Source organism: Streptomyces sp. NPDC002181 (assembly GCF_042890485.1).
Taxonomy (GTDB): domain Bacteria; phylum Actinomycetota; class Actinomycetes; order Streptomycetales; family Streptomycetaceae; genus Streptomyces.
This window is the reverse complement of record NZ_JBIASC010000005.1, coordinates 186904-207415: the sequence shown is the minus strand read 5'-3', so window position 1 is coordinate 207415 and position 20512 is coordinate 186904. Positions and strand designations below refer to the sequence as shown.

The window sequence follows — 20512 nt, the reverse complement described above, 5'->3', positions numbered from 1 at the left end:
CGACCCGGCCGACGCGTCAGACGCCTTGAGGACGGGGTGCCCGCTGTTTCAGGTAGACGGCGGTCACCGCGTAGAGGACGGCAACGCTCACGATCAGCGTGACGGAACGCCCGTCCGGCGGGAGCACCAGGGCGGCCACGGCGGCCGCACTCACGAACGCGATGTTGAAGAGCACGTCGTAGACGGAGAACACCCGGCCGCGGAACTCGTCGTCCACATGGGACTGGATGGCCGTGTCGGTGGAGATCTTGGCGCCCTGGGTGGCGAGGCCCAGCAGGAAGGCCGCGACCAGCATCGGTCCCGGTGCGAAGAACAGGCCGAGCGGGGGCACCAGGATGGCCGCGCCGGCGGAGCAGGCCGTGATCCAGCCGCGGGTTCCCAGGCGGCCCACCAGCCAGGGGGTGATCACGGCGGCGGCGAAGAACCCGGCCCCGGAGACGCCGACCGCGATGCCCAGCAGGGCGAGGCCGGCGGATTCGCTGTCCGACCAGGCGTACCGGCAGAGCATGAGGAGCGTCACGAACAGCGCCCCGTAGCAGAAGCGCATCAGGGTCATGGCGGTCAGCGTCTGGGCCGCCTCGCGCCGGGAGGCCAGGTGCCGGAGCCCTTCGGCCATGCCCCGGACGGTCAGGGCCATCCCCTGGGCGACCGAGGGGTGGACCTGGCCGGTGGGGTGGTCCGGGCCGAGCAAGCCCACGGCCAGGCGCAGCGAGACCAGGGCCGCGCAGAGGTAGAGCCCGGCGCCGAGCAGCACGACCAGGGCGTTCGAGTCGGAGACCAGCAGCCGGACGAGGAAGGCGAGCCCTCCGCCGGCGACCGCCGCGAGCGTCCCGGCCGTGGGTGAGAGCGAGTTGGCCGTGACCAGTTGGGCAGGTGCGACGACTCGGGGCAGGGACGCGGCGAGCCCGGCCAGGACGAAGCGGTTGACGGCGGTGACCGACAGGGCCGAGGCGTAGAAGAGCCAGTCGGGGACGTGTACGACGATCAGCACGCCGGTGACGCAGGCGAGGACCGCGCGCAGGAGGTTGCCGTAGAGGAAGACCTGGCGCCTCCGCCAGCGGTCGAGCAGCACTCCCGCGAAGGGGCCGATCACCGAGTAGGGCAGCAGCAGGACCGCCATGGCCGAGGCGATGGCCGCGGGCGAGGTCTGCTTCTCGGGGGAGAACACCACGTACGTGGCGAGCGCCACCTGGTACACGCCGTCGGCGGCCTGGGAGAGCAGCCGTACGGCGAGCAGGTTGCGGAAGTCCCTCAGGCGCAGGAGTACGCGCAGATCACGTACGACAGGCATGAGGGAAAGGGTCACACACGCGGAGGGTCCCCGGGCACATTGCCCGGGGACCCTCCGCGGAAGAACAGTCGAAGACCAGGTGTCCGAAGACCCGTGGGATCCGACTTAGCGCTCGACCTCGCCCTTGATGAACTTCTCGACGTTGGCCAGGGCCTCGTCGTCGAAGTACTGCACCGGCGGGGACTTCATGAAGTAGCTCGAAGCCGACAGGATCGGGCCACCGATGCCGCGGTCCTTGGCGATCTTCGCGGCGCGCAGGGCGTCGATGATGACACCGGCGGAGTTCGGGGAGTCCCACACCTCAAGCTTGTACTCAAGGTTCAGCGGGACGTCGCCGAAGGCGCGGCCTTCGAGGCGGACGTAGGCCCACTTGCGGTCGTCGAGCCACGCCACGTAGTCGGACGGGCCGATGTGGACGTTCTTCTCGCCGAGCTCGCGGTCGGGGATCTGCGAGGTGACGGCCTGCGTCTTGGAGATCTTCTTCGACTCCAGGCGGTCGCGCTCCAGCATGTTCTTGAAGTCCATGTTGCCGCCGACGTTGAGCTGCATGGTGCGCTCAAGACGGACACCGCGGTCTTCGAACAGCTTCGCCATCACGCGGTGCGTGATGGTGGCGCCGACCTGCGACTTGATGTCGTCGCCGACGATCGGGACACCGGCCTCGGTGAACTTGTCGGCCCACTCCTTGGTGCCGGCGATGAAGACCGGGAGGGCGTTGACGAAGGCGACCTTGGCGTCGATGGCGCACTGGGCGTAGAACTTCGCCGCGTCCTCGGAACCGACGGGCAGGTAGCAGACCAGAACGTCGACCTCGCGGTCCTTGAGGATCTGGACCACGTCGACCGGGGTCTCGGCGGACTCCTCGATCGTCATGCGGTAGTACTTGCCCAGGCCGTCCAGGGTGTGGCCGCGCTGCACGGTCACGCCCGCGTTGGGGACGTCGCAGATCTTGATGGTGTTGTTCTCGCTGGCGCCGATGGCGTCCGAAAGGTCGAGGCCGACCTTCTTCGCGTCGACGTCGAACGCGGCGACGAACTCGACGTCACCCACGTGGTAGTCGCCGAACTGGACGTGCATCAGACCGGGGACCTTGGCCGCCGGGTCGGCGTCCTTGTAGTACTCGACGCCCTGCACCAGCGAGGCGGCGCAGTTGCCCACGCCGACGATGGCTACGCGAACCGAACCCATTCCGGTTGCTCCCTGTTCGTTCTTGGACGAGGCCTGCGAGATGCAGGCCTCACTTTGCAGTTTCGTCGGGCGGACCGGGTCGTCTCTGATCCCGTCCCGCCCGCTCACTCTCGATGAGCTCGTTCAGCCAGCGCACTTCGCGCTCCACGGATTCCATACCGTGCCGCTGCAGCTCAAGCGTGTAGTCGTCGAGCCGCTCCCGCGTACGGGAGAGCGAGGCGCGCATCTTCTCCAGGCGCTCCTCCAGCCGGCTGCGGCGGCCTTCCAGGACCCGCATGCGCACTTCCCGCTCGGTCTGACCGAAGAAGGCGAAGCGCGCGGCGAAGGACTCGTCCTCCCAGGCATCGGGGCCCGTGTGGGACAGGAGCTCCTCGAAGTGCTCCTTGCCCGCGGCCGTCAACCGGTAGACGATCTTGGCGCGGCGCCCTGCGAGTGAAGTGGCGAGAGCGTCTTCCGGGGCATTGCCCGGTTCTTCGATCAACCAGCCGTTGGCGACCAACGTCTTGAGGCAGGGGTAGAGCGTCCCGTAGCTGAACGCCCGGAACACCCCCAGCGAGGTGTTGAGCCGCTTGCGGAGCTCGTACCCGTGCATGGGGGATTCACGAAGCAGGCCGAGGACGGCGAACTCGAGGATGCCTGAGCGCCTGCTCATCCGCCTGCCTCTCCTTCGCCCCTGAGTTTTATACCGAGCTGATGTATCGACTCGATACATCCAGACGATAGAACGGGGCGCCCCTGGCGACAAGGGGAGATGTAGTGACCGGCGTCACATCACTAATTCGCACCAAGCGAGTTGCCTGATTTGGGGTGAACTTCGGCACTGTTCGGGTTTTGAGCGTGCGTAGTCTGTGGGCCATGACAACGGGGGAACCGGAATTCACCTGCCGCTTCCAGGCCACTCGCCTGCCCGAGGAGTAGTCGTTCGATGAGCGAGCACCGCCGCAAACCGCCGCAGCCCGAGGGAGGCGGACGTGCCGCGGCCCGTCGGGCCGCCCAGCAGCGCCCTGGCCGGGGCGCCGGGCCCGCGCGCGACGTCCCCACCGCGTCGCCCAGCGGACCGTACGCAGAGCCGCCCGGCCACGGCGGCCGTGCCGGCGCGCGCCGGGCCACCCCCCGCGGGCGCGGCGCCGCGGGCGCCGGTGCCGGCCGCGGCGCGGGCCGCCCGGACAAGAGGCTGATCAACTACCCGCGCTCCGACAAGAACGGCTGGCAGCGGTTCGTTCCGTCCTGGAAGCTGGTCTGCGGCACGGCGCTCGGCTTCTTCGCCGTCATCACGGCGGGGGCGGGCATCGGCATCGCCTCGGTGAACACGCCCGACCCGAACAAGGCGGCCCAGGCCCAGAACAACGTCTTCTTCTGGGCGGACGGCACACAGATGGTGGCCACCGGCGGTTCGATGAACCGCCAGATCGTGCCCATCGACAAGATCCCCAAGTCGATGCAGAACGCCGTGATCGCCGCGGAGAACGAGTCCTTCGAGACGGACAAGGGCGTCGACCCGATGGGCATCGCCCGCGCCGTGTGGAACATGGCCAAGGGCGGCTCCACCCAGGGCGGCTCGACCATCACCCAGCAGTACGTGAAGAACACGTACCTGGACTCCGACCAGACGCTGAAGCGGAAGGTCACCGAGCTCTTCATCTCGATAAAGCTGGGCGTGTCCGAGGAGAAGGACACGATCCTCGCCGGCTACCTGAACACCGCCTACTACGGCCGGGACGCCTACGGCATCCAGGCGGCCGCGCGGGCCTACTTCGGCAAGGACTGCAAGGACCTCTCGCCGTCCGAGAGCGCCTTCCTGGCCTCGGTGCTCAAGGGGCCCAACCTCTACAACCCGGACGGCGGCGTCGGCACGGCGGCCACCCCCGAGAAGAACACCGAGCGGGCCAAGGAGCGCTGGGCCTGGGTCCTGGACCGAGAGGTCGCGGTGGGCCGCATGCAGAAGGCCGAGCGGGACCAGTTCGCGGAGTTCCCGAAGATCGTCGACTCCGAGCAGGCCCGCAGCCTGTCCGGACAGACCGGCTACCTGGTCGACACCGCCAAGAAGTACGTGATGAAGGTCACGGGCCTCACGGCCGAAGAGATGGCCCGCGGTGGCTACCAGATCAAGACCACCTTCCAGAAGCCCAAGGTGGACGCCCTGGTCAAGGCCGTCGAAGACACCCGCAACGACTTCCTGGACGAGAAGGCCCGGCCCGAGTACGACACCTTCGTCCAGTTCGGCGCCGCCTCGGTGGACGTGAAGACCGGGGCGATCGTGGCCCTGTACGGCGGTCCGGGCATGGACAAGAAGTACTTCAGCAACAACGCCGACACGCTCGGCGTCCCGGTCGGCTCGACCTGGAAGCCGTACGTGCTGGCGGCCGCGATGCGCTACGGCACGCAGAACTCGCACGGCGAGGGCATCTCGGCCGACAGCAAGTACAACGCGAACGACCTGACCGTGATCAACAACCGCGACGGCAAGCCGCTGCGGGACGCCTCGGGCAAGCCGTTCAAGCAGAAGAACGAGAGCACCTACCCCTACGGATACGTGACCCTCAACGAGGCGATGGAGAAGTCCATCAACGTGCCGTTCGCCCAGCTCGTCTTCGACGTCGGCCACAGCAAGGTCCGGGAGATGGCCCAGTCCACGGGCATCCTCAAGGACTCGATGAACCCGAACGACGACGCCTCGTTCGCCCTCGGCACCTCGACGCCGAGCGCCATCCGCATGGCCGACTCGTACGCGACCTTCGCCGCCTCGGGCACCCACCGCGATCCCTTCTCGGTGACCAGCGTCGAAAAGGACGGCAAGGAGCTGCCCGGGTTCGGGGCTCCCAAGGAGCAGCGGGCGATGGACGACTCCATCGCCGACAACGTCACCAAGGTGCTGGAGAACGTCGTCGACAACGGCACCGGCACCAAGGTCCGCAAGCTCGGCTTCAACCGGCCCGCCGCCGGCAAGACCGGAACCACCGACCAGAACAAGTCGGCCTGGTTCGTCGGCTACACCCCGGAGCTGTCCACCTCGGTCGCCCTGTTCCGCACCGACCCGAACTCGAAGGACAAGAAGCTCATCTCCATGAACGGCGTGGGCGGTGTCGACTCCATCCACGGTGGTGACATCCCGGCCGCGATCTGGACCGAGTACATGAAGGAAGCCCTCAAGGGCGTCCCGGTCAAGGAGTTCCCGGAGGCCGAGAAGATCGGCGTCACCGCGGACGCGTCCGGTGCCCCTTCGCCGTCTCCGTCCTTCTCCCCGTCGCCCTCCCCGTCGATGCCCTCGCCCTCGGCGAGCTCCTCCCCGCCGGTCTCCCCCTCCCCGTCGAAGGGCGGCAAGCCGACCTGCAAGCCGTGGGAGCTGTACTGCATCCCGGACACCAACGGTGGCGCGAACAGCGGAAACACCAACGGGGGTCCCGGCGGCGGAACCGGAGGACCCAGCGGATCACCGTCCGGCAGCCCGTCGGGCAGACCGGGACGCCCGGGCGGCACCAGCTGGGGGACCTCGATGGGCACCTCGGGCTGACCCCTCTCCCCCCGCTCCGACGAGGGCCGTCGCACACCGTGCGGCGGCCCTCCCGCGTGCCCGGCCCCGTACGGCAGGATGAGCGCATGACGAAGGTGCACGAGGACCGGCCCGTACTGCCCACCCAGCAGGACGAGGTCGCCGCGGCCGGCAGTGAGTTCCTCGGCGGCCCCATGGGCCGCTACGCCCGGCTGGGCGGACACTGGCTGACTCCGGTCCGGGTCGTGGCCCTCGTGGCCCTGGGGATGTTCGCGCTGGGCATGGTGCAGAAGCTGCCCTGCTACGACTGGGCGTGGTTCCGGGGGGCCGGCTCCCAGTACACGCACGCCTGCTACTCCGACATCCCGCACCTGTTCTCCGTACGCGGCTTCGCCGACGGGCTCACCCCCTACTTCGACCGCCTCCCGGGCGACATGGAGTACCTGGAGTACCCGGTCCTCACCGGCCTCTTCATGGAGGTCGCGTCCTGGCTCACACCCGGCGGCGGCTCCGTGCAGCACCGCGAGCAGATGTACTGGATGGTCAACGCCGGGATGCTGATGGCCTGCACCGCCGTCATCGCCGTGTGCGTCGTGCGCACCCACCGCCGCCGGCCCTGGGACGCGCTGCTCTTCGCCCTCGCGCCCGCCTTCGCGCTCACCGCGACGATCAACTGGGACCTGCTGGCCATCGCCCTGACCGCCGCGGGGATGCTCATGTGGTCCCGCGGCCGGACCCTGCTCTTCGGCGTCTTCATCGGCCTGGCCACCGCCGCCAAGCTCTACCCCGTCCTGCTGCTCGGAGTGCTGTTCGTGCTGTGCTGGCGGGCCGGGAAGTGGCGGGCGTTCGGCTCCGCCGTCCTCGGCGCGGCCGTCTCGTGGCTCGTGGTGAACCTGCCCGTCATGCTCTTCGCCTGGGACGGCTGGAAGAAGTTCTACACGTTCAGCCAGGAACGCCCGATCGACTTCGGATCCGTGTGGCTGCTGATCTCCCAGCGCTCCGGGAACCCCCTGGACGACGCCAACACGTACGCGACGGGCCTCACCCTGCTGCTGTGCGCGGGCATCGGCGTGCTGACGCTGACCGCCCCCCGCCGCCCCCGCTTCGCGCAGCTCGCCTTCCTGGTCGTGGCCGCGTTCATCCTGGCCAACAAGGTCTACTCGCCGCAGTACGTGCTGTGGCTCATCCCGCTCGCGGCGCTGGCGCGACCGCGCTGGCGGGACTTCCTGATCTGGCAGGCCGGCGAGGTCGTCTACTTCTTCGGGATCTGGCTGTACCTCGCTTACACGACCAGCGGGGACAAGCACCAGGGCCTGCCCACGGAGGGCTACCAGCTGGCGATCGCCGCCCACCTGCTGACGACCCTCTACCTGTGCGCGGTCGTCGTCCGCGACATCCTGCTGCCCGAGCGGGACGTCGTACGGCGCGACGGATCGGACGACCCCTCCGGCGGAGTCCTGGACGGGGCCGAGGACGTGTTCGTGCTGTCGGACGCCGCGAGGGCGCCGCAGGACGCGGCGCCCTCGGAGGGACAGCGGGTGGACTGGGGCACGGCTCCCAGGGACTGACCGGTCAGGCGTCGAGCACCCGGTCGAACTGCGTGGTGGTGTGGCGCAGGTGCGCCACCAGCTCGTCGCCGACCTTCGGCTCGGGGGCGTCCGAGGGCACGAACAGGATCGAGACCTGCATGTGCGGGGGCTCCGCGAACCAGCGCTGCTTGCCCGCCCACACGAACGGCGACAGATTGCGGTTCACGGTCGCCAGACCCGCGCGGGCCACGCCCTTGGCGCGCGGCATCACGCCGTGCAGGGCCTTGGGGGCCTCCAGGCCCACCCCGTGCGAGGTGCCGCCCGCGACCACGACCAGCCAGCCGTCGGAGGCGGCCTTCTGCTGGCGGTAGCCGAACCGGTCGCCCTTGGCGACGCGCGTGACGTCCAGGACGGCGCCGCGGTACTCGGTCGCCTCGTGGTCGCCCAGCCACAGCCGGGTGCCGATACGCGCCCGGAAGCGGGTCTGCGGGAACTGCTGCTGGAGCCGGGCCAGCTCCTCGGCCCGCAGGTGGCTGACGAACATGGTGTGCAGCGGCAGCCGGGCCGCGCGCAGCCGGTCCATCCAGCCGATGACCTCCTCGACGGCGTCCGAGCCGTCCGGGCGGTCCAGCGGCAGGTGCAGGGCGAAGCCCTCCAGCCGTACGTCCTCGATCGCCGCGTGCAGCTGGCCCAGGTCCTGCTCGGAGATGCCGTGGCGGCGCATCGAGCTCATGCACTCGATGACCACGCGGGCGCCGACCAGGCCGCGGACCCCGTCCAGCGAGGACACCGAGCGGATCACCCGGTCCGGCAGCGGCACCGGCTCCTCGCCCCGCCGGAACGGGGTGAGGACGAGCAGGTCGCCGCCGAAGTAGTCCTTGATGCTGGCGGCCTCGTACGTGGTTCCGACGGCCAGTACGTCGGCGCCCAGGCGGGTCGCCTCCTCGCACAGCCGCTCGTGGCCGAAGCCGTAACCGTTGCCCTTGCAGACCGGGATCATCCCGGGGAACTGGTCCTGGATCTGCTTCTGGTGCGCACGCCAGCGCGCGGTGTCGACGTAGAGCGTGAGCGCCATGCCCGTCCGGAGCCTCTCTCGAAAAAGCTGCCTGTGCAGCGGTGCGGTGTGTGGGGGGTGCGGCAGTGGGTCAGCGGCGCGACATGTAGATGTCGAGCGCCTTGTGCAGCACCTTGTTGAGCGGGAAGTCCCACTCGCCGACGTACTCGACGGCCTCGCCGCCGGTGCCGACCTTGAACTGGATGAGGCCGAACAGGTGGTCGTTCTCGTCCAGCGTGTCGCTGATGCCGCGCAGGTCGTAGACGCTCGCACCGAGCGCGTACGAGTCGCGGAGCATGCGCCACTGCATCGCGTTCGAGGGCCGCACCTCGCGCTTGTGGTTCGCCGATGCGCCGTACGAGTACCAGACGTGCTGGCCGACGGTGAGCATCGTGGCCGCGGCCAGGGGCTCGCCCTCGTGCTTCGCGATGTACAGCCGCATCCGGTTCGGGTCCTCGGAGTTGAGGGCCGTCCACTGGCGCTGGAAGTAGCTGAGCGGGCGCGGGCGGAACTTGTCGCGCTCGGCCGTGACCTCGTACAGCTCCTGCCAGACCGGCAGGTCCTCGTAGCCGCCCTGGACGACCTCGACACCGGCCTTCTCGGCCTTCTTGATGTTGCGGCGCCACAGCTGGTTGAAGCCCTTGAGGACGTCGTCCAGAGAGCGGTTGGCCAGCGGTACCTGGAAGACGTAGCGGGGCTGGACGTCACCGAAGCCGGCGCCGCCGTCCTCGGCCTGCTGCCAGCCCATGCGGCGCAGCTTGTCCGACACCTCGAAGGCGCGGGGCTCGATGACCGAGGCCTCCACGTCGCGCAGGCGCTTCACGTCCGGGTCCTGGATGCCGGCCTTGATGGCGGCCGAGTTCCAGCGGCGGATGACGACGGGCGGGCCCATCTTCACGGTGAAGGCGCCCTGCTGCTTGAGGTGGGCCAGCATCGGCTGGAGCCACTCCTCCAGGTTCGGGGCGTACCAGTTGATGACCGGGCCCTCGGGAAGGTACGCGAGGTACCGCTTCACCTTGGGCAGCTGCCGGTACAACACGAGTGCGGCACCGACCAGTTCGTCGTTCTGGTCGAACCAACCGAGGTTCTCGGAGCGCCACTCGTTCTTCACGTCGGCCCACGCCGGGACCTGGCAGTGGCTAGCCGAGGGCAGGCTCTGGAGGTATCCCAGATGCTGCTCTCGGCTGATGGTCCTCAGGGACAGGCTCATGCGGGGCGTCTCCTCCGGCGGCTTCGCTGGCTATGGCGCGAAGCCTACTGCGACAAGGGCGCCACCCATCTGGGGGACGGGCCGGGCCCGGGCCGGCGTGTGGCCGGCGCCCTGTCGCCGAGGTGCCCCGGTCAGCCCGCCCAGCCGCCGAAGAGACCGCCGTGCGCCATGCCGAGGTAGAAGCCCACGCCCGCGGCGCCAAGCCCGATGATCAGTGCGAAGCGCTCGCGTGTCGTCTCCGAGATGAACTGTCCGTACGCGCCGGTGAGGATGCCGACGAGTCCGGTCCACGAGCTCAGCAGGTGCAGATTGTCGAAGAAACCCGTGATGAACGCCACGATGCCGAGCACCAGCGTGGCCACCATGAGGGTGTCCTGGAGCGGATGGGGCTTGCCGTCGGTCGCGAGGAGCGAGATGGAGGACTTGGGTTGCATGGCCTGTGCCATCGGAAGGCACCTCCTGGCTGAAGCAGAGCGGTGCACGGCCGCCACCGGCAGGGGCCGGGGGCATAGCACCGAGCACACCCGATGAATACAGAGTGTGGCCTCTTCCTGCCGGATTTCAACCGGAAGGAGTCGAGCAGGTAGTCTGTACAGCTGCGCGGTGTCTGCTTGCAGACGCCGTGCGCACGCATCACGACCCTCCTGCCACGGAACGACCGTGGCCGCTGAGTCCAAAGGAGGTGGGTTCCACATGCGTCACTACGAAGTGATGGTCATCCTCGACCCCGATCTCGAGGAGCGCGCTGTCTCCCCGCTGATCGAGAACTTCCTCTCCGTCGTCCGTGAGGGCAACGGAAAGGTCGAGAAGGTCGACACCTGGGGCCGTCGTCGTCTCGCTTACGAGATCAAGAAGAAGCCCGAGGGCATCTACTCGGTCATCGACCTTCAGGCCGAGCCTGCGGTCGTCAAGGAGCTTGACCGACAGATGAACCTGAACGAGTCGGTTCTCCGGACCAAGGTCCTTCGCCCCGAGACCCACTGAACTTCGGTTCAGCGGTAATCGGGACCGAGTAGCACAGCAGCCCAGCAGCAATCCCCGCCGAGAGGTTCATCCATGGCAGGCGAGACCGTCATCACGGTCGTCGGCAATCTCGTCGACGACCCCGAGCTGCGCTTCACCCCCTCGGGTGCGGCGGTCGCGAAGTTCCGTGTCGCGTCCACCCCCCGCACCTTCGACCGTCAGACCAACGAGTGGAAGGACGGCGAGAGCCTGTTCCTGACCTGCTCGGTGTGGCGGCAGGCGGCCGAGAACGTCGCCGAGTCCCTTCAGCGAGGCATGCGCGTCATCGTGCAGGGCCGGCTGAGGCAGCGGTCGTACGAGGACCGTGAGGGTGTCAAGCGCACGGTCTACGAGCTGGACGTCGAGGAAGTCGGCCCCAGCCTGAAGAACGCCACGGCCAAGGTCGCCAAGACCACCGGTCGCGGTGGCCAGGGCGGATACGGCGGTGGCGGTCAGCAGCAGGGCGGCGGCGGTGGCAACTGGGGCGGAGCCCCCGGTGGCGGCGCCCCTCAGGGCGGCGGAGCTCCCTCCGACGACCCGTGGGCGTCCAGCGCGCCGGCCGGCGGCCAGCAGCAGGGCGGCGGCGGTGGCGGCTGGGGCGGAAGCTCCGGCGGCTCCGGCGGTGGCTACTCGGACGAGCCGCCCTTCTAGGGCAGCTCGCACCCCCACTTCTTGATTTCACAGGAGAGACACAATGGCGAAGCCGCCTGTGCGCAAGCCTAAGAAGAAGGTCTGCGCTTTCTGCAAGGACAAGACCGCGTACGTGGACTACAAGGACACGAACATGCTGCGGAAGTTCATTTCCGACCGCGGCAAGATCCGTGCCCGCCGCGTCACCGGCAACTGCACGCAGCACCAGCGTGACGTCGCCACGGCCGTGAAGAACAGCCGTGAGATGGCGCTGCTGCCCTACACGTCCACCGCGCGATAAGGAAAGGGTGACCGACTAATGAAGATCATCCTGACCCACGAGGTCTCTGGCCTCGGCACCGCCGGCGATGTCGTCGACGTCAAGGACGGTTACGCTCGCAACTACCTGGTCCCGCGTGGTTTCGCGATCCGCTGGACCAAGGGTGGCGAGAAGGACGTGGCGCAGATCCGCCGCGCCCGCAAGATCCACGAGATCGCGACCATCGAGCAGGCCAACGAGGTCAAGGCCAAGCTCGAGGGCACGAAGGTCCGTCTGGCCACCCGTTCGGGTGACGCCGGCCGCCTCTTCGGCTCCGTGACCCCGGCCGACATCGCCACGGCGATCGAGGCTTCCGGTGGTCCGAAGGTCGACAAGCGCCGCGTCGAGCTGGCTGCCCCGATCAAGACCCTCGGTTCGTACCAGGTCTCGGTGCGTCTGCACCCCGAGGTCGCTGCGAACGTGGGCGTCGAGGTCGTCGCCGCCTAAGTGCTGCGAGCGAAGGGCCGCACCCCTGTGGGGGTGCGGCCCTTCGTCGTTCCCGGGCTCCGCCGGTCCGTGTTTCACGTGAAACATGCGAGGGCCCGCCGGCCCGTCCGTTGTTTCACGTGAAACAACGGCTTACAGCGGAGTGGATCAGCGGGTCGCCCCCGCGACCAGCCAGCGTCCGGAGCGGGCGCGCAGCTGGAGGGTGGCCATGCGGACCAGCATCATCAGCGTCATGGCCCACCAGAGCGCCGTGAGACCGCCGCCGAGCGCCGGGACGAGCAGGGCGGCCGGGGTGAACACGGCGAGCGTCAGGAGCATGGCCCAGGCCAGGTAGCGTCCGTCCCCCGCGCCCATCAGAACCCCGTCGAGCACGAAGACGATGCCGCACACGGGCTGGGAGACGGCCACGACCAGCAGGGCCGGCAGCAGAGCGTCCTCAACCACCGGGTCGCCGGTGAAGAGCGGGATGAACAGAGGGCGGGCCGCCACCACCAGTGCGCCGAGGACGATTCCGGAGGCGATCCCCCACTGCACCATCCGGCGGCAGACGACCTTGGCCCCGTCGGTGTCTCCGGCGCCCAGGTAGCGGCCGATGATGGCCTGCCCGGCGATGGCGATGGCGTCGAGGGCGAAGGCGAGCAGGCTCCAGAGGGAGAGCAGTATCTGGTGGGCGGCGATGTCCGCGTCGCCGAGCCGTGCGGCCACGGCGGTGGCGATCATCAGGACGGCGCGCAGGGACAGTGTGCGCACCAGCAGCGGTACGCCGGCTTGGGCACAGGCACGGATGCCCGCGGGGTCGGGTCGCAGGGAGGCCGCATGTCGGCGGGCTCCGCGGACGACGACGAAGAGGTAGGCGCCGGCCATGGCGCACTGGGCGATCACCGTGCCCCAGGCGGAACCGGCGATGCCGAAGCCGGCTCCGTAGACGAGGGCGCCGTTCAGGCCCGCGTTGAGGGCGAACCCTGCAATAGCCACGTAGAGCGGTGTACGGGTGTCCTGGAGGCCGCGGATGACGCCGGTGGCGGCGAGCACCATCAGCATGGCGGGGATCCCCAGGGCGGAGATCCGCAGATAGGTGACCGCGTACGGGGCGACGGTGTCGGAGGCCCCGAACAGGGAGACCAGCCAGGGCGCCGCCGGCAGCAGGACGGCGACCACGGCGGCCCCGATGAGGAGGGCGAGCCAGATGCCGTCCATGCCCTGCCGGATGGCGGCCCGGAGATCGCCCGCGCCGACCCGTCGGGACACGGCCGCCGTGGTGGCGTAGGCGAGGAAGACGAAGACGCTGACCGCGGTGGTGAGCAGGGCCGCGGCTATGCCGAGGCCGGCCAGCTGGGGGGTGCCGAGGTGCCCCACGATGGCGCTGTCGGCCATCACGAACAGGGGTTCGGCGACGAGCGCGCCGAACGCCGGGACGGCGAGGGCGAGTATCTCGCGGTCGTGCCGTCTCGGGGCAGGCTTCAGCGGGGCGAGGGCCTGTGTCATGCGCTCAATCTAATCTTCCACAGGTAATGGACGCAATGGTCTTTGGATCCTTACCTGCGAGTTGGTTCACACGTTCTCGGCACCCCGTTGGAGGCGATCTCGAAACTGGTGCGGAGAAATTTCTCCCCCACAGCCCGTGGAGGAAGAAATCGCAGGTCAGGATGGGTGATTGGGTGGGTCAGGTGATTTTGTCCACAGCACCGTCCCCCGGTCCGTACACAGCTTCCGGCGAGTTACCCACAGCATTGGGTCGGTCATCCACATCTCATCCACACAGCCTGTGGATAACAAGATTGGCTGACGTCGCCGCCGGCCCTACCGTTGTGCGTTGCCCGACTCGCCGACGGCGGATCAGGGTGCCCCACATGTCAGAGCCGTGTCGTAGAAAGAGTGGCACGGCAAGGTCCGCTTTGCGGACGGGAGGAGGCGGCCCGGTGAGTATGCCCGAGCCCATGGACGACCCCTGGGCCGACAGCGGTCCCGGTGACCGTCTGCCCGCCCGTTCGCGCCGCAACGGCGATAGCCGGGGCCGCGGGGACGAACAGCACGAGCGGGGCCGCGAGGGCGGCTCCTGGGACGGCGGTGGCGGCGGCTTCGAGCGCGTCCCGCCGCAGGACCTCGACGCCGAGCAGTCGGTGCTCGGCGGCATGCTCCTGTCCAAGGACGCCATCGCGGACGTGGTCGAGGTCATCAAGGGCCACGACTTCTACCGGCCCTCGCACGAGACGATCTACCAGGCGATCCTCGACCTGTACGCCAAGGGCGAGCCGGCCGACCCGATCACCGTCGGCGCCGAGCTGACCCGCCGCGGCGAGATCAGCAAGGTCGGCGGGGCTTCGTACCTGCACACGCTCGTCCAGTCGGTGCCGACCGCGGCGAACGCCGAGTACTACGCGGAGATCGTCCACGAGCGGGCGGTCCTGCGCCGCCTGGTCGCCGCCGGTACGAAGATCACGCAGATGGGATACGCGGCGGACGGCGACGTCGACGAGATCGTCAACAGTGCCCAGGCCGAGATCTACGCCGTCACCGAGCAGCGGACCTCCGAGGACTACCTGCCGCTGGGCGACATCATGGAGGGCGCGCTCGACGAGATCGAGGCCATCGGCTCCCGCAGCGGCCAGATGTCCGGCGTTCCGACCGGTTTCACGGACCTCGACTCGCTGACCAACGGCCTGCACCCCGGCCAGATGATCGTCATCGCGGCCCGTCCCGCCATGGGCAAGTCCACCCTCGCGCTCGACTTCGCCCGAGCCTGCTCCATCAAGAGCAACCTGCCCAGCGTGATCTTCTCCCTCGAAATGGGTCGCAACGAGATCGCGATGCGCCTCCTGTCGGCGGAGGCCCGGGTCGCCCTGCACCACATGCGCTCCGGCACCATGACGGACGACGACTGGACCCGGCTGGCCCGCCGGATGCCCGATGTCTCCGCCGCACCGCTCTACATCGACGACTCCCCGAACCTGTCGATGATGGAGATCCGGGCCAAGTGCCGGCGCCTCAAGCAGCGCAACGATCTCTCGCTCGTCGTCATCGACTACCTCCAGCTGATGCAGTCGGGTGGTTCGCGCCGTCCCGAGAGCCGCCAGCAGGAGGTCTCGGACATGTCCCGAAACCTCAAGCTGCTGGCCAAGGAGCTTGAAGTGCCGGTGATCGCGCTCTCCCAGCTGAACCGTGGTCCCGAGCAGCGCACCGACAAGAAGCCGATGGTCTCCGACCTGCGTGAGTCGGGTTCGATCGAGCAGGACGCCGACATGGTCATCCTGCTGCACCGCGAGGACGCGTACGAGAAGGAGTCGCCCCGTGCGGGCGAGGCCGACCTGATCGTGGCGAAGCACCGTAACGGCCCCACGGCGACGATCACGGTCGCCTTCCAGGGCCACTATTCGCGATTCGTGGACATGGCCAACACGTAGCATCCGCCGGGACCAAGGCACCTTCGAGGAGTTCTCTGAGGAAAAGGCATCGAAGGTGAGAACCTACGGATCATGGATGCCGTATCTGAAGACCTGGAGCTCCTCCCCGCCACCCGGCGCGCGCTGAGGCACCGGATCGCCGTCGCGCAGAGCGAGGGCCGGGCGCCGTCGGTGGTGGCGGCCGTGGCCCGCGGCGGCGAGGTGGTCTGGGAGGGGTCCCGGACCTCCGTCGAGGGACACGGTCCCGATGGGAGCGTGCAGTACCGGATCGGGTCGATCACCAAGACCTTCACCGCGGTTCTGGTGATGCGACTGCGGGACGAGGGCCTGCTGAGCCTTGAGGACCCGCTGGAGAAGCATCTTCCGGGAACGGGCACAGGAGAGGTGACCCTCGCCCAGTTGCTGTCCCACACCGCCGGGTTGGCGGCCGAGACGCCGGGCGAATGGTGGGAGCGCTCGCCCGCCGAGCTGAGGCCCGAGCTCGCGGACGTGCTGGGCGAGAGGCCTTTCCGCTTCCGGCCCGGCCGGCGCCATCACTACTCCAACCCGGGCTACACGCTGCTCGGTTCGCTCGTGGAGGCCGTACGCGGAAGGCCGTGGGCCGAGGTGCTCCGGGCCGAGGTGCTGGAGCCGCTGGGGCTGGACCGTACGACCGCGCGGCCGCAGGCTCCGCACGCGGGCGGCTGGGCGGTCCACCCCTGGGCCGACGTGATGATGCCCGAGCCGTTGGAGGACCTCGGCCTGATGGCTGCGGCCGGACAACTCTGGTCCACGACGCGCGACTTGGCGCGGTTCGCCCTGTTCCTCGCCCACGGTGACGAGCGGGTGCTGAGCGCGGCGTCGGTAGAGGAGATGCGGACGCCGGCCGCCCCGCCCGAGTCCGGTGTCGCCGAGCTCGGCTACGGGCTCGGCATGCAGCTGACGGACGCCGGCGGTCGCAGGCTCGCGGGCCACAGCGGTTCGCTGCCGGGGTTCGTCGCGGGTCTGTGGCTGAGCGAGGCGGACGACGTGGCGGCCGTGGTGCTGGCGAACTGCACATCGGGGCTGCCCGCGGCGGCGGTGGCGGCGGAGCTGGTGGGGATCGTCGCTGACGCGGAGCCGCGGTTCCCGCAGCCGTGGCGGCCGTTCCGGGAGGCCGATCCGGTCGCCCTGGAGCTGTGCGGCCCCTGGTACTGGGGCACGTCCCCGCAGGTCCTGCGGCTGAAGGCGGACGGGCTGCTGGAGCTCGCACCGGTGGGTGCGACGGGCCGGGCGGCCCGGTTCCGGGCGGAGCCCGACGGCAGTTGGACCGGACTCTCCGGCTACTACGCGGGGGAGTCCCTCCGTGCGGTCCGGCGTGCGGACGGTTCGGTGAGCCACCTCGACCTGGGTTCGTTCGTGTTCACGAGGCAGCCGTACGACGCACAGGCACCGGTGCCCGGCGGGGTGGACCCGCAGGGCTGGCGGGGTATCGGCTAGGTCGTCTCCGGAACGGGTGTCCCGGGGCGCCGGCCGGATCAGGCGACGAGTTCGCGTTCCAGCGGGGTGCGGAAGCGCGGGGTGATCCTGGCGGCGCCCACCCATCGGGCGAGGCGGGCCGCCTCGGCGGCGACGCCCTCCTCGGTGGCGCGGCCGCGGTCGGCGAGCAGCCGCCAGACGATCTCGCCGTCCGCACGCTGGGCCCAGCCGCCGACGATCTCACCGTTCCACCAGACCGTGGGGCCGATGTTGCCGGCGTAGTCGAAGAGCGCGGGCCGGTGGGCGGGGTCGAGGTGGAAACCCCGGTCGGCCCAGCCCATGCCGCTGGGGTCCAGGCCGGGCAGCAGCGCGGCCCACGGCTCCGGTGCGGGTTCGGGCGCGGTGTCGCCGGGGCTGACCAAGGCGGTTCTGCCGTCGTCGAGGCGGACCTGGTCGGGCCCGACGACTGCGAGGGCCTTGCGGACGTCGGTGAGGGTCCAGCCGGTCCACCACTTGAGGTCCGCCTCCGTGGCGGGTCCGTAGGCGCGCAGCCAGCGGCGGGCGATCTCGGTACGTGCCTCGGCCGGCGGTACGGCGGGCCAGGGCTCGGTGTGCACCCAGCGGAACTGGCTGGAGGTCCACGACCCGCGCGGCCGGTCACGGCGGATCCGGCCGTCGGCAGCCAGGAGCCGGATGACCCGGGTGGCGACACCGGTCTCGGCCTCGTACTTCTTGCCGCGGCCGATGGTGATCTTCTGTCGCAGGGCGGGCACGGCTGCGGAGAGCTGGCTCCCGGTGCTGGGGCCGAGGGTGTCCAGGGCATCGAGTGCGGCCGCCTCGGCCGCGGCCAGCCAGTCGGCGTCGAGGCCCTGGCCGTCCTCGTCCAGGTGCTTGAGCAGGCTGCTGCGCTCCTTGACGGCGATGCCCCGCGCGGTGGAGGAGTCCACGTACGGGGCGAGTTCGCCGGAGACGGCGAAGAGGGTCCTGCGCATGCTGAGCAGCCGGACGAGGGAGCCGTCCTCGTAGAGGGCCTGTTCGACCATTGCGGGGCCGCCTTCCACGAGCCGGGCGCGGGTCGAGAGGAACAGGGTCGCGGCATCGGTGGCGTGCAGGGCCACGACGGCGTCCGCGGCCTCGGTGACGGTGGTGGCATGCGCCGAGGGCGCCAGGCGGTGCCTGTGCCCGAGCCGGTGGCGGCGCTCGGCGGTGGTGACGAGGGGAAGGCTGGGGCTCATCCTCCCGATCGTAGGCCGGACCGCCGCTGCCGGCCCGGCCCACGGAGCCGGCGGTCAGAGGGAGAGTTTGAACCCGACGTGGGACGGCGTGAACCCGAGCCGCTCGTAGAAGCGGTGGGCGTCGGCGCGGGTCACGTCCGAGGTGAGCTGCACGAGTTGGCAGTTCTCACGGCGGGACTGCTCGATGGCCCATTGGATGAACCGGGTGCCCAGGCCGCTGCCGCGCTCGTCGGCGTGGATCCGGACGCCTTCGATGATCGAGCGGGTGGCTCCCTTCCGGGACAGCCCGGGGACGATGGTGAGCTGGAGGGTGCCCACGACGCGGCCCTCGCGGACAGCGACGACCACGTGCTGGTGGGGGTCGTCGGCCAAGCGCTTGAACGCCGCGATGTACGGCGTGAGGTCATCGGGCGATTCGCGCGCCGCGCCGAGCGGGTCGTCCGCCAGCATGGCGACGATGGCGGACAGGTCCTCCTCGGTGGCGGGCCGGATCGCAGGCTCATCGGATTCGGTCATGGGGCGCTTCCTTTCTCGGCTCGCTGCTCTCAGCCCGCTGCCACGGTGAGCGGGGCCCAGCGGCGGGTCCAGTCGCCGGGGAGGCCCGGGATGTCACGAGTCATGACGGCGTTGAACGCCACGGAGTCGAGGCCGCGGTCCTTGAGCCAGCCGAGGAGCTCCTCGTGGCGTACGTCGATGTCGGTCCGCAGCGGCCGGTCGGTGGCGGCGGCGAGTGCGGTGACGAGCGCCCGGGCGCCGGCCGTGTCCCGCGCGATCAGCGGCCCGATCACGTGGGTCTCCATGTTGGGCCAGATCGCGGCGTAGCCGACGAGCTCCCCCCGGGCGTCCTCGGCGACCAGCAGCCGGTCCGCGAAGGCGGGAAGCCGCGCGATCATGTGCGTCCGGTCGGTGCCGAAGACCTCAGTGTCCAGGCGGACGATCCGCGGGATGTCCTCGCCGCTCGCCGGCCGGACCGCCACGGAGTCCGCCTCGGGAGCCAGGTCCGCAGGTTCTCCGCGGAAGGTGCCGCGGAGCATCTCCGCACGGCCCGTGGTGTCGAAGCCGAGCTCCTCGTAGAGGGGGCGGCCGTGGGGAGTGGCGTGGAGGGTGAGGGGGATGCCCTTGAGGACCTCGTCGCAGACGTAGGTCATGAGGTGGCGGCCCAGGCCCTGGCGGGCAAAACGTTCGGCGACGAGAACCATCCCGATGGCGGCCAGCTCCGGACCGGAGGGCGTGTGCCCGTACGAGGTGACGACGCAGGCTGCGGCGAGTCCCTGTCCATCGGGCGCGTCGATGCCGTAGCCGCTGCCCGCAGCGAGAAGCAGCCCCCACTTGTGGTCTTCGCGCGGCCACCCGCGGTCTTCGGAGAGGTCGGCACAGCTGCGGAGATCATCCACGGTCAGTGCACGGATCGGGAGGTCGGTGAGGTGTGGTGGTGTCACGGGCCCAGACTGGATCATCAGCTGGGGGGCGTCCAGAGGATTTGGGATCGATGTTTCACGTGAAACATCGACCGGACGATGTTTCACGTGAAACATGAACGGGCTAGCCTCCTGTGCCATGAGTCTCCTGCACCTTTTCGATCTCGACGGGACGCTGATGTACGGCTCCGCGGCGCCGGTCGAGATCTCCCGGCAACTCGGTCTGAGCGCGGAGATCGCCGAGCTGGAGCGGGCCTTCGGCGCTCAGCAGATCGGACCGCACGAGTTCTCGGTGGCGGCTCATGCGCTGTGGGCGGGGCTGACGACCGCGCACGTCCGGGCGGCGTTCGACGGAGCTCCGTGGCTGACGGGGATCCGTGACGTGTGGCGGGAGATCAGGGAACGCGGGGACTACTGCGCGGTGATCTCGTTGTCGCCCTCGTTCTTTGTGGAACTGCTGCTGGAGTGGGGCGCACATGCCGCTCACGGTTCGGTTTTCCCGGAGGTGCCCTTCACCCGGCCCGTGGAGGCGGCCGGGCTCCTGACGCCTGAAGGCAAGGTCGCAGTGGCGGACCGGCTCTGCGCGCAGTTCGGGGTGCGCCGGGCCGATTGCATCGCCTACGGGGATTCGCCGACCGACTCGTTGCTCTTCGAGGCCGTTTCGGTGTCGGTGGCGGTCAATGCCGGTCCCTACCTGGCGGAGCGGGCGACGTACGTCTACGAGGGCCGGGATCTGCGAGAGGCATACCAGCTGGTCGGGGCGGCGCGCACGGAAGTCCAAACATCTTAGGAGGGAAGCGGGTTCGAAACGCGGACTTTCCGGTTTTTCCCGCGAGTAGTTGGGGCGGCTGGCAGGCTCTG

Annotated in this window: 19 protein-coding genes; 9 read left to right on the top strand and 10 right to left on the bottom strand. The window is 69.5% G+C overall.

What is annotated here, in order from left to right; genetic code table 11:
* Positions 1 to 16 precede the first annotated feature (16 nt).
* The 3 genes from ACFYXV_RS15965 to ACFYXV_RS15955 form a co-directional block, all read right to left on the bottom strand.
* Entirely contained in the window at positions 17 to 1291 is a 1275-nt protein-coding gene (locus tag ACFYXV_RS15965) for an MFS transporter (RefSeq protein WP_385477438.1), read from the bottom strand.
* 105 nt (positions 1292 to 1396) lie between these two features.
* The gene (locus tag ACFYXV_RS15960) at positions 1397 to 2479 is read right to left on the bottom strand and encodes an inositol-3-phosphate synthase (RefSeq protein ID WP_385477436.1); all 1083 of its coding nucleotides are present in this window, start codon (positions 2477 to 2479) and stop codon (positions 1397 to 1399) included.
* A gap of 49 nt (positions 2480 to 2528) precedes the next feature.
* Positions 2529 to 3131 (bottom strand): PadR family transcriptional regulator, encoded by a 603-nt coding sequence (locus ACFYXV_RS15955; RefSeq protein WP_383336959.1) that lies wholly within the window; start codon positions 3129 to 3131, stop codon positions 2529 to 2531.
* A 273-nt stretch (positions 3132 to 3404) separates the two neighbouring features.
* On the opposite strand from ACFYXV_RS15955, the gene ACFYXV_RS15950 reads away from it, so the two are divergent.
* Both ACFYXV_RS15950 and ACFYXV_RS15945 read left to right on the top strand, forming a co-directional pair.
* A complete protein-coding gene (locus ACFYXV_RS15950; RefSeq protein ID WP_389383167.1) occupies positions 3405 to 5990 on the top strand; it encodes a transglycosylase domain-containing protein in 2586 nt (861 codons plus the stop codon).
* An 86-nt stretch (positions 5991 to 6076) separates the two neighbouring features.
* On the top strand, positions 6077 to 7537 hold the full coding sequence (locus ACFYXV_RS15945) for a glycosyltransferase family 87 protein (protein ID WP_383336955.1): 1461 nt from the start codon (positions 6077 to 6079) through the stop codon (positions 7535 to 7537).
* Positions 7538 to 7541: 4 nt separating this feature from the next.
* On the opposite strand, the gene ACFYXV_RS15940 is transcribed toward ACFYXV_RS15945, so the two are convergent.
* From ACFYXV_RS15940 to ACFYXV_RS15930, 3 genes are all read right to left on the bottom strand, one after another.
* Positions 7542 to 8573: an alanine racemase gene (locus tag ACFYXV_RS15940; protein WP_099890647.1), complete on the bottom strand. Its 1032-nt coding sequence runs from the start codon at positions 8571 to 8573 to the stop codon at positions 7542 to 7544.
* A 70-nt stretch (positions 8574 to 8643) separates the two neighbouring features.
* Positions 8644 to 9762, bottom strand: coding sequence for a peptidoglycan bridge formation glycyltransferase FemA/FemB family protein (locus ACFYXV_RS15935; protein WP_030857748.1), 1119 nt, complete (start codon positions 9760 to 9762; stop codon positions 8644 to 8646).
* A gap of 131 nt (positions 9763 to 9893) precedes the next feature.
* A complete protein-coding gene (locus tag ACFYXV_RS15930) occupies positions 9894 to 10208 on the bottom strand; it encodes a hypothetical protein (protein ID WP_359171706.1) in 315 nt (104 codons plus the stop codon).
* Positions 10209 to 10455: 247 nt separating this feature from the next.
* On the opposite strand from ACFYXV_RS15930, the gene rpsF reads away from it, so the two are divergent.
* The 4 genes from rpsF (at position 10456) to rplI (ending at position 12160) form a co-directional block, all read left to right on the top strand.
* The gene (gene rpsF, locus ACFYXV_RS15925) at positions 10456 to 10746 is read left to right on the top strand and encodes a 30S ribosomal protein S6 (RefSeq protein ID WP_004950685.1); all 291 of its coding nucleotides are present in this window, start codon (positions 10456 to 10458) and stop codon (positions 10744 to 10746) included.
* Positions 10747 to 10818: 72 nt separating this feature from the next.
* Positions 10819 to 11415, top strand: coding sequence for a single-stranded DNA-binding protein (locus ACFYXV_RS15920; RefSeq protein WP_383336952.1), 597 nt, complete (start codon positions 10819 to 10821; stop codon positions 11413 to 11415).
* 43 nt (positions 11416 to 11458) lie between these two features.
* Complete coding sequence (gene rpsR, locus ACFYXV_RS15915) at positions 11459 to 11695, top strand: 30S ribosomal protein S18 (RefSeq protein WP_005315025.1); 237 nt, start codon at positions 11459 to 11461, stop codon at positions 11693 to 11695.
* An 18-nt stretch (positions 11696 to 11713) separates the two neighbouring features.
* Positions 11714 to 12160: a 50S ribosomal protein L9 gene (gene rplI, locus ACFYXV_RS15910; RefSeq protein WP_382986209.1), complete on the top strand. Its 447-nt coding sequence runs from the start codon at positions 11714 to 11716 to the stop codon at positions 12158 to 12160.
* A 147-nt stretch (positions 12161 to 12307) separates the two neighbouring features.
* Here the strand turns inward: rplI and ACFYXV_RS15905 are convergent, their stop codons facing one another.
* A complete protein-coding gene (locus tag ACFYXV_RS15905; RefSeq protein WP_389383165.1) occupies positions 12308 to 13645 on the bottom strand; it encodes an MATE family efflux transporter in 1338 nt (445 codons plus the stop codon).
* Positions 13646 to 14079: 434 nt separating this feature from the next.
* Here ACFYXV_RS15905 and dnaB point away from each other — a divergent pair, with 434 nt between their 5' ends.
* The gene (gene dnaB / locus ACFYXV_RS15900) at positions 14080 to 15561 is read left to right on the top strand and encodes a replicative DNA helicase (protein ID WP_383336947.1); all 1482 of its coding nucleotides are present in this window, start codon (positions 14080 to 14082) and stop codon (positions 15559 to 15561) included.
* A gap of 72 nt (positions 15562 to 15633) precedes the next feature.
* Positions 15634 to 17019, top strand: coding sequence for a serine hydrolase domain-containing protein (locus ACFYXV_RS15895; protein WP_389383164.1), 1386 nt, complete (start codon positions 15634 to 15636; stop codon positions 17017 to 17019).
* A 38-nt stretch (positions 17020 to 17057) separates the two neighbouring features.
* Here the strand turns inward: ACFYXV_RS15895 and ACFYXV_RS15890 are convergent, their stop codons facing one another.
* The 3 genes from ACFYXV_RS15890 to ACFYXV_RS15880 are packed head-to-tail and all read right to left on the bottom strand — an operon-like array spanning position 17058 to position 19672.
* Entirely contained in the window at positions 17058 to 18233 is a 1176-nt protein-coding gene (locus ACFYXV_RS15890) for a winged helix DNA-binding domain-containing protein (RefSeq protein ID WP_389383163.1), read from the bottom strand.
* Between the two features lie 54 nt (positions 18234 to 18287).
* Positions 18288 to 18749, bottom strand: a complete 462-nt coding sequence (locus ACFYXV_RS15885; RefSeq protein ID WP_385463646.1) for a GNAT family N-acetyltransferase — start codon at positions 18747 to 18749, stop codon at positions 18288 to 18290.
* A gap of 29 nt (positions 18750 to 18778) precedes the next feature.
* Positions 18779 to 19672, bottom strand: a complete 894-nt coding sequence (locus ACFYXV_RS15880; RefSeq protein WP_385463649.1) for a GNAT family N-acetyltransferase — start codon at positions 19670 to 19672, stop codon at positions 18779 to 18781.
* Positions 19673 to 19790: 118 nt separating this feature from the next.
* Here ACFYXV_RS15880 and ACFYXV_RS15875 point away from each other — a divergent pair, with 118 nt between their 5' ends.
* A complete protein-coding gene (locus ACFYXV_RS15875; protein ID WP_385463652.1) occupies positions 19791 to 20441 on the top strand; it encodes an HAD family hydrolase in 651 nt (216 codons plus the stop codon).
* Positions 20442 to 20512 lie beyond the last annotated feature (71 nt).

Coding starts and splice junctions, on each gene's coding strand:
- ACFYXV_RS15965 (WP_385477438.1), bottom strand. CDS start 1,291: ATGCCTGTCGTACGTGATCTGCGCGTACTCCTGCGCCTGAGGGACTTC.
- ACFYXV_RS15960 (WP_385477436.1), bottom strand. CDS start 2,479: ATGGGTTCGGTTCGCGTAGCCATCGTCGGCGTGGGCAACTGCGCCGCC.
- ACFYXV_RS15955 (WP_383336959.1), bottom strand. CDS start 3,131: ATGAGCAGGCGCTCAGGCATCCTCGAGTTCGCCGTCCTCGGCCTGCTT.
- ACFYXV_RS15950 (WP_389383167.1), top strand. CDS start 3,405: ATGAGCGAGCACCGCCGCAAACCGCCGCAGCCCGAGGGAGGCGGACGT.
- ACFYXV_RS15945 (WP_383336955.1), top strand. CDS start 6,077: ATGACGAAGGTGCACGAGGACCGGCCCGTACTGCCCACCCAGCAGGAC.
- ACFYXV_RS15940 (WP_099890647.1), bottom strand. CDS start 8,573: ATGGCGCTCACGCTCTACGTCGACACCGCGCGCTGGCGTGCGCACCAG.
- ACFYXV_RS15935 (WP_030857748.1), bottom strand. CDS start 9,762: ATGAGCCTGTCCCTGAGGACCATCAGCCGAGAGCAGCATCTGGGATAC.
- ACFYXV_RS15930 (WP_359171706.1), bottom strand. CDS start 10,208: ATGGCACAGGCCATGCAACCCAAGTCCTCCATCTCGCTCCTCGCGACC.
- rpsF (WP_004950685.1), top strand. CDS start 10,456: ATGCGTCACTACGAAGTGATGGTCATCCTCGACCCCGATCTCGAGGAG.
- ACFYXV_RS15920 (WP_383336952.1), top strand. CDS start 10,819: ATGGCAGGCGAGACCGTCATCACGGTCGTCGGCAATCTCGTCGACGAC.
- rpsR (WP_005315025.1), top strand. CDS start 11,459: ATGGCGAAGCCGCCTGTGCGCAAGCCTAAGAAGAAGGTCTGCGCTTTC.
- rplI (WP_382986209.1), top strand. CDS start 11,714: ATGAAGATCATCCTGACCCACGAGGTCTCTGGCCTCGGCACCGCCGGC.
- ACFYXV_RS15905 (WP_389383165.1), bottom strand. CDS start 13,645: ATGACACAGGCCCTCGCCCCGCTGAAGCCTGCCCCGAGACGGCACGAC.
- ACFYXV_RS15895 (WP_389383164.1), top strand. CDS start 15,634: ATGGATGCCGTATCTGAAGACCTGGAGCTCCTCCCCGCCACCCGGCGC.
- ACFYXV_RS15890 (WP_389383163.1), bottom strand. CDS start 18,233: ATGAGCCCCAGCCTTCCCCTCGTCACCACCGCCGAGCGCCGCCACCGG.
- ACFYXV_RS15885 (WP_385463646.1), bottom strand. CDS start 18,749: ATGACCGAATCCGATGAGCCTGCGATCCGGCCCGCCACCGAGGAGGAC.
- ACFYXV_RS15875 (WP_385463652.1), top strand. CDS start 19,791: ATGAGTCTCCTGCACCTTTTCGATCTCGACGGGACGCTGATGTACGGC.